Origin of the sequence: Candidatus Competibacter phosphatis (assembly GCF_012939995.1) — a bacterium.
Classification (GTDB): domain Bacteria; phylum Pseudomonadota; class Gammaproteobacteria; order Competibacterales; family Competibacteraceae; genus Competibacter; species Competibacter phosphatis.
Genome location: NZ_SPMZ01000020.1, coordinates 16,683 through 33,151 on the forward strand (window position 1 = coordinate 16,683; position 16,469 = coordinate 33,151).

Sequence of the window (16,469 nt, forward strand, 5' to 3'; positions counted from 1 at the left end):
TTATACCCGGTCGATGTGCTTCTCGCCGAAGAGACCTTCGGGGCGAACCAACAGGAAGAACAAGGCGAGAACGTAGGGAAACCAGCCCTCGATGCCACCGAAATTGCCGCCGAACATCGATTGCATGACCGGCGGCAGATAAATCTCCGCCAGTTTTTCCGAAGCGCCGATGATCAGGCCGCCGACGATGGCACCCGGCACCGAAGTGAAGCCACCGATGATCAGCACCGGCAGCGCCTTGAGCGCGGTGAAAGTGAGTGCGTACTGCACGCCATTGCGGGCGCCCCACATCATGCCGGCCACCAGGGCGACAAAGCCGGCGATACCCCAGACAATGGCCCAGATATGCTGTAACGGGATACCGATGGACAGCGCCGCCTGATGATCGTCAGCCACGGCCCGCAGGCTCGGCCGATCCGGGTGTACTGGAAGAACAGCGCTAGCGTAGTCACCAGCAGGGCCGCCACTCCGGCCGCGACCAAGTCGAACTTGGAAATCACCATGTTCCACGAATCGAGAATGGCCGCGATCGGCTCGTCGACGATGCCGAGATCCAGGGCACGTGGCTGGCTGCCGAACACGATCGGCGCCAAGCCTTCGATGAAAAAACGCCAGACCGATGGTCGCCATGAACAGGGTGATGGGGGGCTGATTGACCAGTTTGCGCAGGACGAACTTTTCGGTGGCGATACCGAACAGCGTCATGATGACGAAAGCCAGGATGATCGCCAGCCACAACGGCGCGCCCTGCTCCATGCAACCCACCACCGACAGCGCCGCCAGATACACCATCGCCCCCTGCGCGAAGTTGAATACACCGGACGCCTTGTAGATCAGCACGAAGCCCAGCGCCACCAGCGCATACATCACCCCGGACAGCAGACCGCTGATCAGGACTTCCAGAAAAAAATTGCATGGTCCCGACCTCCTCAGTGGCTCACGCCCAGATAGGCGGCGATGACGTCTTCGTTGTTTTTCACATCGTCCGGCAGACCGTCGCCGATCTTCTTGCCGTAATCGAGCACCACGACGCGGTCGGAAATATCCATCACCACCCCCATGTCATGCTCGATCAGGACGATGGTGGTGCCGAACTGATCGTTGACGTCGAGAATGAAGCGGCACATATCCTGTTTCTCCTCGACGTTCATGCCCGCCATCGGCTCGTCCAGCAGCAGCATGGACGGCTCGGCCGCTAGCGCCCGACCCAGTTCCACTCGCTTTTGCAGGCCGTAGGGCAGGCGGCCCACCGGGGTTTTGCGGATATGCTGGATTTCGAGGAAGTCGATGACTTCCTCCACCTTTTTCCGATGTTCCAACTCTTCCCGCTTGGCCCGACCCAGCCATAGGGCGTGTTCGATGAAGTTGGCCTTCATCCGGGTGATGCGCCCGGTCATGATGTTGTCGAGCACGCTCATGCCCTTGAACAGCGCAATGTTCTGGAAGGTGCGGGCGATGCCCTGGGTCGCCGCGTGATGCGGCTCCATCTTCTTGCGCTCCCGGCCATGGAAGATGATGACGCCTTCCTGGGGGTGATAGACCCCGTTGATGACGTTGAGCATGGAGCTCTTGCCCGCCCCGTTGGGACCGATGATGGCGCGGATTTCGTGTTCGCGGACATCGAAGGAAATGTCGGTCAGGGCCTTGACTCCCCCGAAGCGCAGCGAAATGTTTTGCAGGTCGAGAATGACCTCGCCGATTTGCTTGCTCATGGTCTATGCCGCCTGCTTGGCCACGGGGAAGGTCTCGGCGTCGATGATCCTGAGATCGGCGGACACCTTGCCGCGCCGGCCATCCTCGAACTTGACCTCGGTTTCGATGAATTGGGTGGCTTGACCACCGTAGAGAGCATCGATCAGCACCTGGTATTTCTTCGCGACAAAGTTGCGCCGCACCTTGCGGGTCCGGGTCAGCTCGTCGTCGTCGGGATCGAGTTCCTTGTGCAGGATGAGGAAGCGATGAATCTGCGATTCGGCCACCATGGCGTCTTGGGCCAAGGTGGCGTTGACCTCGTCGACGCAAGTCTTGATCAGTTCATGGACCGGCGGCTTGCCGGTCAGGTCGGTGTAGCCGGAATAGGCGATACCGCGCCGCTCGGCCCAGTTGCCGACCGCCCCCACGTCGATGTTGACGAACGCGCAAACCCGGTCCCGCTCGTGACCGAAACAAACCACTTCCTTGATGTACTGAAAGAACTTGAGTTTGTTTTCGATGTAGTTCGGGGCGAACATGGCGCCGTTGGCCAACTTACCCACATCCTTGGCGCGGTCGATGATGTTCAAATGGCCATCGGCGTCGATGAAACCGGCGTCGCCGGTCATGAAGTAACCATCGGCATCGATCGATTCGGCGGTGGCGTCGGGCCGCTGGTAATAGCCCTTGAGCAGCATGGGACCTTTCACCAGCACCTCGCCGTTGTCGGCGATCTTGATTTCCACGCCCGGCGCCGGCGCGCCCACGCTACTGGGCTTGACCTGACCGTCCGGTTGCAGGCAAACGTAGGCGCAGGTTTCGGTTTGGCCATAAAGCTGCTTGAGGTTGATGCCGATGGAGCGGTAGAAGCTGAACAGTTCCGGCCCGATGGCGGCCCCGGCGGTGTAGGCGACGCGGATGCGGCTCAGGCCCAGGACATTGCGCAGGGGGCCGTAGACCAGCAGGGTTCCCAATCCATAGAGCAGCCGATCGCCCAGACCGACCGGTTTGCCGTCGAGGATGGCGCTACCGCAACGTTTCGCCACGCCCAGAAAATAGTGGAACATCCTGCGTTTGATGACGCCGGCATCCTCCATGCGGATCATGACCGAGGTCAGCAGGCTTTCGAACACCCTGGGCGGCGCAAAGTAATAGGTCGGGCCGATTTCGCGCAGATCGGTCATCACCGTATCGCCGGATTCGGGGCAGTTGATGGTAAAACCCACCACCAGCGCCTGGGCGAAAGAGAACAGATGGTCGCCGACCCAGGCCATGGGCAGATAGGACAGAATGTCGCCAGTAGCTTCCAATTGGTCGATCTGCCTGCCACCCTGGGCGGAAGCGATGAAGGCGGAATGCGTCTGGCAAACACCCTTGGGCATGCCGGTGGTGCCGGAGGTATAGAGCATGACCGAAACATCGTCGGTCCGTCCTTGGGCCACCTCGGCGTCGAGGAAATCCGGATGGTTGCGGTTGTGAATCCGCCCCATCTCCATCAAGGCATGGATGTCGTGGAGGAAAGGTTGATTGTAATGACGCATGCCTCGCGGATCGTCGTAGACGATATGCTCCAACAGCGGCACTCGATCCATGACGTCCAGTAGCTTATCCACCTGCTCCTGGTCCTCGACCGCGGCAAAGCGGATGGCTGCATCCTTGAGGACGAATAGCATTTCATCCGCCACCGCATCCTGATAAAACGGCACCGGAACGCCACCGAGGCATTGGGCGGCGCTCATCATCATGTAGAGATGGGGTCGGTTGTCGCCGATGATGGCTAGATTGTCGCCACGCTTGAAACCGAGGGCCGCCAAGCCACTGGCCAGGGCGCGCACTCGTTCGGCGACATCGGACCAGGTCCAGGTCTGCCAGATACCGAGATCTTTCTCGCGGATCGCCGGCGCGTCGCCCCGCGTTTGGGCATGATGGAAAAGCAGGCGCGGAAAGGTCCCTAACCCCTCCGGTGTCCCGGTAGGCGCTCCAAAAGACATCGCTCTCCTCCAGCCGATTCTCGGCTTCCAAGAGCCGGACTCGGTCTAATGATGGTTCTCTGTATATTTGCTTTGTTGTTTTATTTAGCCGGTGCGACGAGTAAAAACAGCCACTCCGACTTTAAAATTTAAATAAGCTTAGCCCACATACCATGGAAGTGCGGGAAGCCCATTATATTCGTCCCACAATATTGCAGATTTGCACCTCCTATTTCGAAATGCCGCCGACCGCTCGCAAACAGAAAGTCCGAATGGATTCGACCAAACGTTCCTTATCGCGAGTATTTCTCGTCGTTGGCCCAATGGGACCCACCAGCGCCTCGGTAAAAGCGCCCACGATACAAGCCGCGCTTGCCTCGGGGTCCTGGTCGGGTAATTCGCCTTTCTCGATGCCATCGATCAGGATGGCTTTGAACACATCTCCAAAATTTTTCCGGTATCGGATACGCGCCGTGTCGACTTCGGGATCGACGGGCTCGGCGATAAAGGCGTAAGCCAGATTAGGCCCGGTCAGGGCACGCCGAACGAAACAAGTCACCGCGCTTCCCAATCGCTCGCCAGCCGACCCGGAACCCATGGCGATTGCGGTCAGAATGTCGATTTCCTGCCCGACTGCGGCGCCCAGGACTTCCACGAACAATTCGGTCTTGGATGGGAAATAGCGGTAGATCATCCCTGTGGAAACGCCGGCGACCGCCGCGACCGCCGCAATCTGGGCTTCCCGAAATCCTCCTTCGGAAACCAGTTTGCGCGTTGCCACGAGGATCCGATCCCGGTTGTTGGCAAGTCTTTCCTCCATCAGGGGCGAGCGTCGGTAAGCCATAAGATGATTCTAACCTCATTTTTTGAATTTGAATTCATTTTTTTGAAAAAGGGAAGTACCATACCCTGGCGAGCGCTAAATTTTCATGGTCGCGACCGCGAAAGGCGGGCTTGGATGCCTGGGTCGCCAACCGAAAACCAGGTACTGAGGGCGCAACGACGCCAGCGGGTCTTGAAAGCAATCAGGAGACGATATGTCATTCCATAGCCTGAATTTCAATCTGGGCGAGACCATCGACATGCTGCGCGATACGGTGAGCGCCTTCGCCAGGAAGGAAATCGCTCCCAGGGCCGCTCAAATCGATCGCGACAATCGGTTTCCCGCCGATTTGTGGACCCAGTTCGGCGATCTGGGATTGATCGGCATGACCGTCGACGAGCAATACGGCGGCGTCAACATGGGCTACCTCGCCCATATCGTCGTCATGGAGGAACTGTCTCGGGCCTCCGCCGCCGTCGGCTTGTCCTACGGCGCCCACTCCAACCTGTGCGTGAATCAGATCCACCGCAACGGCAGCGCCGAACAGAAAGCCCGCTATCTGCCCCAGCTCGTTTCCGGCGAGCATGTTGGGGCACTGGCCATGTCCGAAGCCAATGCTGGCTCCGACGTGGTGAGCATGAAACTGCGCGCCGACAAGAAAGGCGACCGCTACGTCCTGAACGGCGGCAAAATGTGGATCACCAACGGCGGCGACGCCGATACCCTGGTGATCTACGCCAAGACCGACCTGAACGCCGGTCCTCGCGGCATCACCGCTTTTATCGTGGAAAAGGGGTTCACGGGCTTTAGTCACGGCACTCACCTGGACAAGCTAGGAATGCGGGGCTCCAACACCTATCCGCTGTTCTTCGATGATTGCGAGGTGCCGGAAGAGAACGTGCTGGGCGGCGTGGGTAACGGCGTCAAGGTGCTCATGTCCGGCCTCGATTACGAACGCGCCGTGCTGGCCGGCGGGTCGCTGGGCATCATGGCCGCCTGCATGGACGTGGTGATCCCCTACCTGCACGACCGCCGGCAATTCGATACGCCCATCGGCGAATTCCAGCTCATGCAAGGTAAGCTGGCCGACATGTACACCACCTGGCAAGCCTGCCGTGCCTATGTCTACGCTGTGGGCCAGTCCTGCGACCGGGCCGACCATGCCCGTATCCTGCGCAAGGATGCCGCCGGCGCCATTCTCCATGCCTCGGAAAAGGCCACCTGGATGGCTGGAGAGGCGATTCAGGCCCTCGGCGGCAACGGCTACATCAACGAATATCCCGTCGGCCGCCTGTGGCGGGACGCCAAGCTCTACGAGATCGGCGCCGGCACCTCGGAAATCCGCCGGATGCTCATCGGCCGGGAACTGTTTGCCGAGAACGCCTGATGAGCGTCATCAAATCTCGGATCAACCCTCGTTCAGCCGAGTTTCAGGCCAACGCGGCGGCCATGCGAACCCTGGTCGCCGATTTGCGCGACAAGATCTCCCAAGTAGCGTTGGGCGGCAACGAAGCGGCCCGTCAGAAACACGTCTCCCGCGGCAAGCTGCTACCCCGGGAGCGGGTGAATCACTTGCTCGATCCCGGTACGCCCTTTCTTGAAATCGGCCAACTGGCGGCCTACGGCCTCTACGACAACGAAGCGCCGGCGGCGGGCATGATTACCGGCATTGGCCGGGTGCAGGGCAGCGAATGCATGATCGTCGCCAACGACGCCACGGTGAAGGGCGGCACCTATTATCCGCTGACCGTGAAAAAGCACCTGCGCGCCCAGGAAATCGCCGAGCAGAACCACCTGCCTTGCATCTATCTGGTGGACTCGGGCGGCGCGTTTCTGCCGAAACAGGATGAGGTTTTTCCCGACCGGGACCACTTTGGCCGCATTTTCTTCAACCAAGCCAATATGTCCGCCAAGGGCATCCCGCAGATCGCCGTGGTCATGGGGTCCTGCACCGCCGGTGGCGCTTACGTGCCGGCCATGTCCGATGAAACGGTCATCGTCAGGAACCAGGGCACCATCTTCCTGGGCGGACCGCCGCTGGTGAAGGCCGCCACCGGCGAGGTGGTGACGGTCGAGGATCTGGGTGGCGGCGACGTGCATACCCGCATCTCCGGGGTCGCCGACCACCTAGCCGAAAACGACGCGCACGCGCTCTACATCGCCCGGCGGATTCTCGCCAACCTCAACCGGATCAAACCGGTCAGCTTGGCGCTGGGGAGCGGCGAGGAACCGATTTACGACCCGGAGGAAATCTACGGCATCCCGCCGACCGATACCCGCAAGCCTTACGACGTGCGGGAAGTCATCGCCCGGCTAGTGGACGGATCGCGTTTCGACGAATTCAAGGCCCGGTACGGCATCACGCTGGTCACCGGCTTCGCCCAGCTTTGCGGTTATCCGGTGGGCGTTGTCGCCAACAACGGCATCCTGTTCGGGGAATCCGCCCAGAAAGGCGCGCACTTCATCGAACTGTGCGGGCAGCGCGGTATTCCGCTGCTGTTTCTGCAAAACATCACCGGTTTCATGGTGGGTCGCAAATACGAAAACGGCGGCATCGCCAAGGACGGCGCCAAGATGGTCACTGCCGTCTCCACCGTGCAGGTCCCCAAGATCACCGTGCTGATCGGCGGCAGCTTCGGCGCCGGCAACTACGGTATGTGCGGACGCGCCTACTCGCCCCGCTTCCTGTGGATGTGGCCCAACAGCCGGATTTCGGTGATGGGCGGCGAACAGGCGGCCAGTGTGTTGGCGACCGTGCGCCGAGATGGCATCGAGGCCAGCGGCGGCGCCTGGAGCCAAGAGGAAGAGGATGCGTTCAAGACGCCGATTCGTGAACGCTACGAGGCTCAGGGCCATCCCTACTACGCCACGGCCCGGCTATGGGATGACGGTGTGGTGGACCCCGCCCAGACCCGACGCATCATCGGACTATCGCTGTCGGCCGCCCTCAACGCGCCCATTCCACCGACCCGATTCGGCCTGTTCAGGATGTGATTCATGCACCCCACGCTTGAAATCCAATATGCCGGACCGGTCGCCACCCTGTGGATGAACCGCCCCGAGCTGCACAACGCCTTCAATCCCCAACTGATCGCCGATCTTACCGCCGCCTGCCACGCACTCGACGCCGACGACACGGTGCGGGTGGTGATTCTGGCGGGTCGCGGCAAAAGCTTCTCCGCCGGCGCCGATCTGAATTGGATGAAAACAGCCGGTCAGGCGTCGGTCGCGGACAACATCGAAGACGCCCGCCGGCTGGCGACCATGCTGCGCACCCTCGCCGAACTGCGCAAGCCGACCATCGCCCGAGTACATGGCGCGGCTCTCGGCGGCGGCCTGGGCCTGGCGGCGGCCTGCGATCTGTGCGTGGCCGCCACCGGCGCGGTGTTCGCCACCTCGGAGGTCCGCTTCGGCATCATTCCCGCCACCATCGCCCCCTACGTGATCCGCGCCATCGGCGCGCGCCAGGCATCTCGTTATTTCCAGACGGCGGAGCGCATGGACACCCAACGCGCCTGGGAGATCGGCCTGGTCCATGAACTGGCAGCACCCGAAGATCTGGATAGCAAAGTCCAACAATTGACCGACACCCTGCTACTGGGTGGTCCCCAGGCCCAGGCGGCGGCGAAAGCGCTGATCAGGGCCGTGGCCGGTCAGGCGATCAGCGACGAGTTGATGGAAGACACCGCCCATCGCATCGCCGCGCTGCGTGCCACGGCGGAAGCTCGGGAAGGGCTGGCGGCGTTCCTGGAAAAGCGGCGACCGGCCTGGATCGACGCCATCGCCGAGGTTTCACCCAACGGGGCGGAGAACTAGGCCGATGTTCCAGAAAATCCTGATCGCTAACCGAGGTGAAATCGCCTGCCGCGTCATCAAGACCACCCGTCGCCTGGGAATCGACACGGTGGCGGTGTATTCCGAAGCGGACGCGAATGCCCGGCATGTGCGGCTAGCCAACGAGGCGGTGCTGATCGGCCCGGCGGTGGCTCGCGACAGTTATTTGGCGATGGACAAGATCATTACCGCTGCCCGGCAAACCGGGGCACAAGCCATTCATCCGGGCAGCGGCTTTCTGTCGGAGAACCCGGAGTTCGCCGCAGCCTGCGCCGCCAGCGACCTCGTGTTCATCGGTCCGCCGGTCGAGGCAATCCGCGCGATGGGCTCCAAGAACATCGCCAAGGCGCTGATGGCGCAAGCGAGCATCCCCCTTACACCGGGTTATCACGGGGACAACCAGGAACCGGCCTTTCTGCGCGAGCAGGCCAAGCGGATCGGTTACCCGGTGCTGATCAAGGCCAGCGCCGGCGGCGGCGGCAAAGGCATGCGCTTGGTGGCAAGATCCGAGGATTTCGAAGCGGCGCTCGCTTCCTGCCGGCGAGAGGCCGCCGCCGCTTTCGGCGACGAATGCGTGCTGGTCGAAAAATACCTGATGCATCCGCGTCACATCGAGATCCAGGTGTTTGGCGATGTCCACGGTAACGTCGTCTCGCTGTTCGAACGGGATTGCTCGGTGCAGCGCCGCCATCAGAAGGTGCTCGAAGAAGCGCCGGCACCTGGCATGACGCCCGAACGCCGCGCCGCGATGAGTCATGCGGCGGTAAAGGCCGCACAGGTGGTTGGCTATGTCGGCGCCGGCACGGTGGAATTCATCGTCAGCCCGGATGGTGCTTTCTATTTCATGGAGATGAATACGCGGCTTCAGGTCGAGCATCCCGTCACCGAGATGATCAGCGGTCTGGATCTGGTGGAGTGGCAATTGCGCGTGGCGTGCGGCGAACCGCTGCCACTAACACAGGAACAGATCCAGATCCACGGGCACGCGCTGGAAGCCCGGATTTACGCCGAAGATCCCGCCAAGGGTTTTCTGCCCTCCACCGGCAAGCTGCTACACCTCGCGCCGCCGGAAGAGAACCTGCACGTCCGGGTCGACACCGGCGTCGAGGAAAACGATGAGATCGGTCCCTTCTACGACCCGATGATCGCTAAGCTCATCGTGTGGGACACGAATCGAGAACAGGCGCTGGCTCGCATGCTGCGCGCGCTGGCCCAATACCGCATCGTGGGCGTCGCCAACAACATCGATTTCCTGTCGCGTCTGGTGGCCTCTCCCGCTTTCGCCCAAGCCGACCTCGATACCGATCTGATCGAACGCGAGCGCGAATTCCTGTTTGCCACCGATTCGCCCATTCCCCGCGACGTTTTGCTGGTCGCCGCGCTCGCCACCTTGTTGCGCGAGGAGGCGCGGGCGAGCGCCGAAGCCGCCCGGCATACCGATCCGCTTTCGCCCTGGCACCGACGCGATGGCTGGCGGCTCAATTCCCGCGCCGAACGCCGACTGCTGTTTCGCGCCGGCGAATCGGAGAAAACCGTGGGCGTGCGCTATGCCGAGCAGGGCTACGCGCTGGAACTCGACGGTCAGGAAACACTGGTTCGGGGTGAACTCCGGCCAAACGATAGCCTGTGGGCGGAGTTGGGCGGTTCGCGAATCAACGCCACGGTAGTGGTCGCCGGGGAAAAGCGGCATGTCTTTCTCCATGGCCACGCCTGGCGTTTGGCGCGAATCGATCCCCTGTATTACGGCGGCGAGGGCGGCGGCCCGGAGGGTGGCTTGCTGGCCCCCATGCCGGGCAATGTGATCGCACTGCTCGCGGCGGTGGGCGCGAAGGTGGAAAAAGGCGCTCCACTGCTGATTCTGGAGGCCATGAAGATGGAGCACACCATCGCGGCTCCAAGTAGGGGAACGGTCAAGTCCTTCCACTTCGCGGTCGGCGACCCGGTAAGCGATGGCGCTGAACTGGTCGAGTTCGAACCCGAGCAGACATGACATTCATGGGCCTGGAGTCAACCTTGCTACCCAAGACCGTCAAAATCGTCGAAGTGGGTCCCCGCGATGGCTTGCAAAACGAGGCGACGGCGATCGCCACCGCGACCAAGGTGGAGCTGATCGCCCGGCTGGGGAAAGCCGGACTGAAGGCCATCGAGGCGACCTCCTTCGTTTCACCCAAGTGGGTACCGCAGATGGCCGACAACGCTGTGGTCATGCGTACCATTGAGCGCTTACCCGGCGTTGCGTACCCAGTGCTGACGCCCAACCTGAAAGGTCTCGAAGCGGCCTTGGCGGCGGGAGCGCGGGAAGTGGCCGTGTTCGGCGCGGCGTCCGAGTCTTTCTCGCAAAAAAACATCAACTGTTCCATCGCCGACTCACTGAAGCGTTTCGAACCGCTACTGGCGGCGGCGGAACAAGCCGGCGTCCAGGTACGCGGCTACGTGTCCTGCGTGCTCGGCTGCCCCTACGAAGGGCCTGTCCAGCCAGCGGCGGTCGCCCAGGTGGCCGACACTCTATTCGACATGGGATGCCACGAAATTAGTTTGGGCGACACCATCGGCGTGGGGACACCGGAAGCCGCCAAGCGTCTGATCGAGACCGTCGGCGCCCGCATCCCCATCGACCGCATCGCCGGCCACTACCACGACACCTATGGCATGGCCATCGCCAATATTTACGCTTCACTGCAATGTGGCGTGACCGTGTTCGACGCCTCGGTGGCCGGGCTGGGCGGCTGCCCCTACGCCAAGGGCGCTTCCGGCAACGTCGCCACCGAAGATGTCGTGTATCTGCTGAACGGCTTGGGAATCGCAACCGGCATCGATCTCGACGCGCTTATCGATTGTTCGGCCTGGATCAGCGCGGCGCTGGGACGTTCGCCGGCATCGAAAGTCGCGCGGGCAAGAATCGGCCGGACAACCCCGGCCACCGAACCCTCCTGATCGATGGAGAGCACTCGATGAACGATCGCTCGCATGACGATGACACCGTACCGACCTTCGATCGGCCGCTGTGGACACCCGATCCAGTGCGCGCCACCGCCACCCGCATGGCTGCTTTTACCGCGTATGCCCGACAGGTTTCCGGGCGGGCGCTGGCATCGTATGCCGATTTGCACGCCTGGTCGATTGACGCCCCCGAGCAATTCTGGCCGGCAGTCTGGAACTTCTGCGGCGTGCGCGGCGAACGTGGCGAGCGGGTTCTGATCGATCCCCAGCGGATGCCCGGTGCCCACTGGTTCCCGGACGCCCGACTCAATTTTGCCGAGAACCTGCTGCGGGACTGTGATAACCCCGAAGCCTTGGTATTCTGGGGCGAAGACCGGGTCAAGCGCAGGCTGTCGCGGCTCGAATTGCGTCGGCAGGTCGCTCAATTCGCGGCGGCGCTGAAGGAAACGGGCATCGGTGCCGGTGACCGCGTCGCCGCCTATCTGCCCAACTTGCCCGAAACGATCGTCGCCATGCTCGCCACCGTCAGCATTGGCGCGGTCTTCACCAGCGCCTCGCCGGATTTTGGCGTCCAGGGGGTCCTCGACCGTTTCGGCCAGACCGAACCCAAGGTGCTGATCACCTGCGATGGCTACTGGTACAATGGCAAGGCGATCGATCTTCAGTCCAAGCTGGCCGAACTGATGCCGCAATTGCCCAGTGTCCAGCGCTTGATCCTGGTTCCCTACCTGGACGACGACACGGACGCGCTCGCGGCCAATCTGCCCAAAGGCGTTTCCTTCGCTCGCTTTATCGCACCCCACGCAGCGGCGACCGCCATCGAGTTCGCGCCGCTGCCTTTCGAGCACCCGCTTTACATCATGTATTCGTCGGGGACGACCGGCATCCCCAAGTGCATCGTCCATGGTGCCGGGGGAACCTTGTTGCAGCATCTTAAGGAACATCAGCTACATAGCGATCTGCGGGAAGAAGACCGCTTTTTCTACTTCACCACCTGCGGCTGGATGATGTGGAACTGGCTGGCGTCCGGTCTAGCATCGGGCGCGACGCTGCTGCTGTACGATGGTAGCCCCTTCGTCGCACGCGGCCGGATTCTCTGGAACTACGCCCAGGCCGAGCGCATGAGCCACTTCGGCACTTCGGCCAAGTACCTTGATGCCCTGGCCAAGACCGGCCTCAAGCCCCGGCGGGATTACGACCTGAGTCCGCTCCGGGCCATCCTGTCGACCGGCAGCCCGCTAGTCCCCGAACGCTTCGATTCAGTCTATGCGGACATCAAACCGGATGTGCAATTGGCCTCCATCTCCGGCGGCACCGACATCGTCTCCTGTTTCGTACTGGGCAATCCCACGCTGCCGGTCTGGCGCGGCGAGATTCAATGCAAAGGATTGGGGCTGGCGGTCGAGGTGTGGGACGATCAGGGCCAATCCGTCCGGAAACGGAAAGGCGAGCTGGTCTGCACCCGCCCGTTTCCCTGCATGCCCATCGGTTTCTGGAACGACCCTCACGGGAAAAAATACCAGGCCGCCTATTTCGAACGCTTCCCCGGTGTCTGGCATCACGGCGATTTCTGCGAAATCACCGGACACGACGGGCTGATCATCCATGGCCGCTCGGATGCCACGCTCAATCCGGGTGGTGTGCGCATCGGCACCGCCGAGATTTACCGGCAGGTGGAAAAACTACCCGAGGTGGCCGAATCCCTGGTCATCGGACAGGACTGGGAAGCGGATGTCCGGCTGGTACTGTTCGTGAAGCTTCAGGAGGGCGTCGATCTTGACGGCACCTTGGTCGCCCGGATCAAGCGGACGATTCGCGAAGGCGCCACACCGCGCCATGTTCCCGCCAAGGTGCTGCAAGTGGCCGACATCCCTCGTACCCGAAGCGGCAAGATCGTCGAATTGGCCGTCCGCAATGTCGTGCATGGTCAGCCGGTCAGGAATATTGAAGCGCTGGCCAATCCGGAAGCGCTTGCGTCATTCGCCGACCGGAGCGAACTTCGGGAGTAGGCACCTTCCTCCTGCTCTGCGTCATCCCGTCGTCGGAGCGGGAGACCTGCTCGTAATCGTGGCGGTGTCGAACCCACCGATCACTGCCATCAACCCGTAGATGGCGTCTCTATCCAGCTTGTGGAATCGTCGATTCAAGCTGCCCTGGACTTCACTTCACGCCACTCTTTTAGATACAGATGATTCTTAAACGGATCACTTTATCCAATAGACCTCAACGCAATGTATATCACTTAACTACAGAGTGGAATTTCTTCTAACATCATGTGATTATTATAAAAGCGGTCCTTAGTCGAGCATCGACAGCTTTGCCCACGCATAACCACAGAGCAGACTCAAGAAATATTAATGAGCAAATTTTGTGCTGTAACCGCCCCTTCGGAATGGCAAAACCGACGTAACAAACCAAGTCGGTGTCATCAGTCGAATCTATTGAATCGGCTTTATTGGCTGTTGGTCGTCGCATTACTGCTGCCGTTTCACCCAGCCTTGGCTCAGGAAGTGGGTGAAATCGTCAGCGTGGTGGGAATCGCCGAAGTGCTGCGCCAAGGACGCTGGCAACCCATCGGCACGGGGGAGTCGCTGGCAGCCGGCGAGGTGCTGCGAACCGGCGAAGGCAGCCGCGCCGCGGTTCTGTTGGCGAACGGCGCGCAGATCAAGCTCAACGGCAACAGCCAATTGGAACTCAAGCAGGCTCGAACAATCGTTCCCGTCTCGAACGGCCTCCTGCAAAACGCCCTGCGCCTGCTGAGCGGCGAAATCTGGGTCCGCGACAATAATCAGTTGCTGGAGATTCAAACCGTGCCGGCTACCGCCACCATTCGCGGCACCGAGTTCAATCTGGCGGTCGGCCCCGCCGACGCGGCCCGACTGGCCGTGCTCGACGGACTGGTCGAGTTCAGCAACCCGCAAGGCAGCGTGTTGGTGGCGGCCAACGAACAGGCCAGCGCCAAGGTGGGCGAAGCGCCGCGCAAGACGGTGTTGCTCAATCCGCTCGATGCGGTGCAATGGTCGCTCTACTATCCGAACGTCATCGGTACCGCAACGCAACGCGACCCGCGTTGGGACGACCCGCGATCCTCCCTCTATTGGGTCCAGGCCGCGCAGAACCATCTGCTGCGAGGCCAAGTCGTTGCCGCCCGACAAGCCATCGATCGCGCGCTGACCCTCGATCCCAACGACGCGCTGGCCTACAGCCTGCGTTCCAATATCGATCTGGTGCAAAACCACAAAACGCTGGCATTGGCCGACGCGGAACGAGCGATCGCCGCCGATCCGTCTTCGTCCACGGCCTATCTCAGTCTGAGTCTGGTCCGACAGGCCGAATTCGACCTGGAGGCCGCGCTGGAGGCGGCCCGCAAAGCGGTGGCGCTCGATCCCTACAATGCCCGTGCCTTGATTCAGGAAAGCAGCCTGCTGTTTGGCATGGGCCGGCTGCGGGAAGCCGTAAAAGTGGCGGAACGGGCACGGCAACGAGCGCCGGACGACGCCATGGTCAACACCGTTTGGGGGTTTCTGCAACTGGCGCGCAACCGGGTGAACGAGGCCCGCGAGGCATTCCAGGTGGCCATCGCCCAAGACTCGACCCTGGGATTGCCGCAACTTGGTTTGGGACTGGTGCTGTTCCGGCACAACCAGACCGATAAAGCCATCGAGGCGATGCGCAAGGCAGCACTGTTGGAGCCGAAGGTCTCGCTCTACAACAGCTATCTCGGCAAGGCGTTTTACGAGGATAAGCAGAACCAGCCGGCGCAAAAATATCTGGAGGCGGCCAAACAACTCGATCCTCGCGACCCGACTCCCTGGTATTACGACGCCATTCGTCTGCAAAGCGTCAATCAACCCGTTGCAGCGGTGGAAAACCTGCAAAAATCCATCGATCTGAACGACGACCGAGGGGTATATCGGTCACGGTTGCTGCTGGACGAAGACCTGGCCGCTCGGTCGGCAACTTTAGGGCGCGTTTATAACGAAGTCGGCTTTACCGAACTCGGCTTGCAGGAGGGCTGGCAATCGGTCAACCGTGATCCAAGCAACTACTCGGCTCACCGGCTGCTGGCGGATTCTTATGTGGCATTGCCCAATGCGGAAGCCGCTCGCGTGAGTGAATTGTTGCAAGCGCAGTTGTTGCAACCCATCAATATCACGCCGGTTTCGCCGCGAGTGGCGGAAACCAGACTAATGATTCCGAGCGGCGGGCCACCCATACCTTCCCTGTACGAATTCAACCCACTGTTCGTACAGGATCGGCCTTCACTGTTTTTCTCGGGGCTAGGCGGCAATCAAAACACTTGGGGAGATGAATTCATTGTTTCTGGCTTGGCGGATCGCTTTTCCTATAGCCTCGGCCAATTCAGCTATCAGAACAACGGTTACCGGGAAAATAATGATCTGAAAAACAATCTCTACAATCTATTTGCGCAAGTTGCGGCCACCTCAGATTTGAATCTTCAAGCTGAATATCGTTATCGGGAAACGACTACTGGGGATCTCGCCTCCAATTTTGATGGTTCATTTCATCGTTTTGAACGCAGGGAAATTAATCAGAACGTGGCTCGCGTGGGAGCGCATTATTCGCCATCACCCCAAACTGATATCATCGCTTCCGTTATTTATACGGACCGAGACTCCACCTTAAAGTACAAAGACACAAATTATACCGCCGAATTTAATGCTAAAGGCTATCAGGCGGAGGCCCAACTGCTGCATAAAGCCGATGATTTTAATTTCATGGTGGGCCTCGGTGGCTATGCACTTGACGTTGATACCATTGGTTTTAACTCGTTGGGTCGAATCGAACAAAAAAATCGCCTACGGCTACACCAATATCAAATGGCCAGAACATCTAAGCTGGACTGTGGGTTTGAGCTATCAATCCGACGATAACCCAATCTTAAACCGCAATGAGTTGAATCCAAAGCTTGGAGTTCAGTGGACGATCAACGATTATCTTTCTCTACGAGCAGCCGCGTTTCAAACGGTCAAACGGACCCCTCTGATCGAACAAACCATTGAGCCAACCCAAGTCACCGGATTTAATCAATTTTTCGATGATGCCTATATGACGCTTTCCAAGAACTATGGCTTGGGGCTCAATGTTCGATTCAATAATCAATTAGTTGGGGGGACTGGAAGCGGTCAGACGGGATCTCGAAGTACCGGTGGGTTCGCAAGAATCTCAGCCTTTCGAAATAGAACAGG

The 16,469-nt window shown here is 60.5% G+C and carries 11 protein-coding genes and 1 pseudogene; 8 read left to right on the plus strand and 4 right to left on the minus strand.

Annotated features, from left to right (window positions below):
• The 4 genes and pseudogenes from E4P82_RS07855 to E4P82_RS07870 all read right to left on the minus strand — a co-directional run bounded on the left by E4P82_RS07855 (position 1) and on the right by E4P82_RS07870 (position 4,506).
• A pseudogene (locus E4P82_RS07855) lies at positions 1 to 933 on the minus strand (branched-chain amino acid ABC transporter permease).
• On the minus strand, positions 930 to 1,712 hold the full coding sequence (locus tag E4P82_RS07860; RefSeq protein ID WP_169248372.1) for an ABC transporter ATP-binding protein: 783 nt from the start codon (positions 1,710 to 1,712) through the stop codon (positions 930 to 932). The pseudogene E4P82_RS07855 and the gene E4P82_RS07860 overlap by 4 nt, the downstream one beginning before the upstream one ends.
• A 3-nt stretch (positions 1,713 to 1,715) precedes the next feature.
• Positions 1,716 to 3,683 carry an AMP-dependent synthetase/ligase gene (locus E4P82_RS07865; protein ID WP_169248373.1) on the minus strand — a complete coding sequence of 656 codons (1,968 nt, stop codon included), beginning with the start codon at positions 3,681 to 3,683 and terminating at the stop codon, positions 1,716 to 1,718.
• A 208-nt stretch (positions 3,684 to 3,891) separates the two neighbouring features.
• Positions 3,892 to 4,506: a TetR/AcrR family transcriptional regulator gene (locus E4P82_RS07870; RefSeq protein WP_169248374.1), complete on the minus strand. Its 615-nt coding sequence runs from the start codon at positions 4,504 to 4,506 to the stop codon at positions 3,892 to 3,894.
• A gap of 193 nt (positions 4,507 to 4,699) precedes the next feature.
• Between E4P82_RS07870 and E4P82_RS07875 the strand changes: the two genes are divergently transcribed.
• The 8 genes from E4P82_RS07875 to E4P82_RS07910 all read left to right on the plus strand — a co-directional run.
• Positions 4,700 to 5,872, plus strand: coding sequence for an isovaleryl-CoA dehydrogenase (locus E4P82_RS07875; RefSeq protein ID WP_169248375.1), 1,173 nt, complete (start codon positions 4,700 to 4,702; stop codon positions 5,870 to 5,872).
• On the plus strand, positions 5,872 to 7,479 hold the full coding sequence (locus E4P82_RS07880; RefSeq protein ID WP_169248376.1) for a carboxyl transferase domain-containing protein: 1,608 nt from the start codon (positions 5,872 to 5,874) through the stop codon (positions 7,477 to 7,479). The genes E4P82_RS07875 and E4P82_RS07880 overlap by 1 nt, the downstream gene beginning before the upstream one ends.
• A 3-nt stretch (positions 7,480 to 7,482) precedes the next feature.
• Positions 7,483 to 8,301: an enoyl-CoA hydratase/isomerase family protein gene (locus tag E4P82_RS07885; RefSeq protein WP_169248377.1), complete on the plus strand. Its 819-nt coding sequence runs from the start codon at positions 7,483 to 7,485 to the stop codon at positions 8,299 to 8,301.
• Between the two features lie 4 nt (positions 8,302 to 8,305).
• Positions 8,306 to 10,309 carry an acetyl/propionyl/methylcrotonyl-CoA carboxylase subunit alpha gene (locus E4P82_RS07890; protein WP_169248378.1) on the plus strand — a complete coding sequence of 668 codons (2,004 nt, stop codon included), beginning with the start codon at positions 8,306 to 8,308 and terminating at the stop codon, positions 10,307 to 10,309.
• Positions 10,306 to 11,253 (plus strand): hydroxymethylglutaryl-CoA lyase, encoded by a 948-nt coding sequence (locus E4P82_RS07895; protein ID WP_211203068.1) that lies wholly within the window; start codon positions 10,306 to 10,308, stop codon positions 11,251 to 11,253. Before E4P82_RS07890 ends, E4P82_RS07895 begins: the two co-directional genes overlap by 4 nt.
• A gap of 17 nt (positions 11,254 to 11,270) precedes the next feature.
• Positions 11,271 to 13,268, plus strand: coding sequence for an acetoacetate--CoA ligase (locus E4P82_RS07900; RefSeq protein ID WP_169248379.1), 1,998 nt, complete (start codon positions 11,271 to 11,273; stop codon positions 13,266 to 13,268).
• A 432-nt stretch (positions 13,269 to 13,700) separates the two neighbouring features.
• The gene (locus tag E4P82_RS07905) at positions 13,701 to 16,154 is read left to right on the plus strand and encodes a tetratricopeptide repeat protein (protein ID WP_169248380.1); all 2,454 of its coding nucleotides are present in this window, start codon (positions 13,701 to 13,703) and stop codon (positions 16,152 to 16,154) included.
• Positions 16,126 to 16,469: hypothetical protein (locus E4P82_RS07910; protein WP_312914414.1), on the plus strand; the 344-nt coding region annotated here is incomplete at its 3' end. The genes E4P82_RS07905 and E4P82_RS07910, both read left to right, overlap by 29 nt.